The sequence below is a fragment of the Lishizhenia sp. genome, assembly GCF_057456495.1.
The window spans coordinates 1-2,200 of the sequence record NZ_JBVCPV010000296.1 but is presented as its reverse complement, the minus strand read 5'-3'; the positions used below and the strand labels follow the sequence as shown (position 1 = coordinate 2,200).

The 2,200-nt window shown below is 35.5% G+C and carries 1 protein-coding gene; it reads left to right on the top strand.

Going from position 1 to position 2,200, the window contains the following annotated elements:
* Nucleotides 1-192 precede the first annotated feature (192 nt).
* Nucleotides 193-2,200, top strand: a 2,008-nt coding sequence (locus tag AC22ZQ_RS14250) for a LamG-like jellyroll fold domain-containing protein (protein WP_318959425.1), incomplete at its 3' end; no start/stop codon positions are given.

Below are 2,200 nucleotides of genomic sequence, written 5' to 3'. Positions count from 1 at the left end.
CTGTATCCAAATGCTTGTATTTCGCACCATTCGTACCTAAGGTGTTTTTCTCTAATAATTCCATCAAGGAAGAAGAAGCCTCGGCGCGAAGTGTAAAGATGTTATTAAAGGTCTCCATTTAGGGCAAATTTAAGAAAGCTTAAGGTTAAACAAGATTTTTAAAGTTTAAGTTAATTCCACTATTTTTGGTTTATGAAACCACTGAAATTAACCATTTTTATAACCACCACAACCCTGGTATGTTATTTATCAATTTGTAGAGCACAAACTCCATTGGATTTATTTGAGTTAACATCTCCCTCAATAAGTAATCTGTATGGTTACTTCCCCTTTGAAGGTGATCTTACTAACCTAGGTTCTGGCGGACAGAACGCAACAAATAATGGAGCAACTTTTACAACGGGGATATGTGGGCAGGCACTTGAATTCGACGGTGTTGATGATTATGTTTTATTATCACCGAATTACATGTTGAATGATGATTTCACAATAACAGCCTGGATAAAGACAAATGATGCAACAAATGCGATGGGGATTTTTTCAATTCGACAGCAATGTGCCTCAACCTACAGAGGTAATTCTATCGTAGAATGGGCTTTTAATAATTATGCAGTTTCGGGGTTAAGTAATGGATTAAATATTCATCAGAATTGTACTTCATATTCTGCTGGTGACAGATATACTCCTCCAATATTTAACTATTCAAACAATGATTATCTGTTTTTAGCACTTAAAGTAGAGAATAACAATACGGAGAACAGAACTGTAAAAATGTTCGTGAATTGTACGGAATACACTACCTCTCAAACTTTGGATTATAACACTACGGTAAATTTTACCTCAGCAATAAGTTATATAACAACAATCGGGGCTACCTCAAGTATTTCTCCATACATAAATTCATTCAACGGAAGTATTGATGAAGTAAGAATTTATGATGCTGCTTTAAGCAATGATGATATTAACGATGTGTACAGAGCATGCAGACCATTGGAGATAGTCGTGGATAGATTTACAAATTGTACCAGTGATTCCGCAGTTGTGGAGTTGAAGCATACCGAACCAAACGTAAGTTACCAATTGGTTGATACAACCAATAATGTTATTGTTGGTAGCCCAATTACGGGGAGTTGTAATAGTATATATTTTTATACACCTACAGTCAATAGTCTTACACAATACATTGTGGAAGCTACGCATCTAATTTCCGGAAATACCATTGTTTTAGATACAGTAATTAATCTTATACCTGGAGGCAGCGGTATTGGGTTTACGGACACTCTTGTTTATAATTTGTGTGAAGGGGATTCACTTTATTTAAGTAATCAAGTCATATACAATTCGGGGTTGTTTACAGATACTGTAAGTGTGCCTAATAGTTGTGATTCTTTGCTAATTTACAATGTTTCAATTTTGACATCAAATCTTGATTTAGGAGAAGATACAACGTTATGTGAAGGGAATACTTTGACCTTAACACCAGGCGGGAATTTTGATCAATATCTTTGGCAAGATAGTTCTATGACATCTACTTATGTAGTGAATCAACCGGGAGTTTACACTGTAACTTCAACGAATCAATGTGGTACTTTCATAGATAGTATTGGTATAAGTTATATAAATATTTCTCTAGATTTAGGTGCAGATACAGTAATATGCGAAGGAGATACCCTCACACTCGATGTGTATGTAACCGGAGCAAACTATGTGTGGCAAGATGCGAGTACGAGTTCTATTATCAATGTGGACAGTGAAGGGGAGTATTTTGTCACTATTTCAATAGGAGATTGTTTTAAAACTGATACACTTAATATTAATATCATAAATAATAATAGCTTTAATTTCCCCGAGTCAATTGAAGCTTGTGAAGAAGAGGAGTTGCTTCTTTCCGTTCCGGTAAATCTAGATAATTTAACTTGGAGTACTGGAGAATCAACAAGTAGTATAGTAATTCCAGAGAGTGCGGTGTATTGGGTGGTTTCCAATGGAGGCTGTGGTTTGTTCGGTGATACTGTTGAAGTAAACCTAGTGGATTGTGATTGTAATTTATTTATTCCGAATACTTTTACTCCAGACGGCAATGAGTTTAATAATACATTTAAAGTAGAGCAGGTATGTAACTTCACTAGTTTTAACTTTAAAGTTTTTAACCGTTGGGGGGAGATAGTTTGGGAAAGTAGTGATCCGAAAGCTGCTTGGG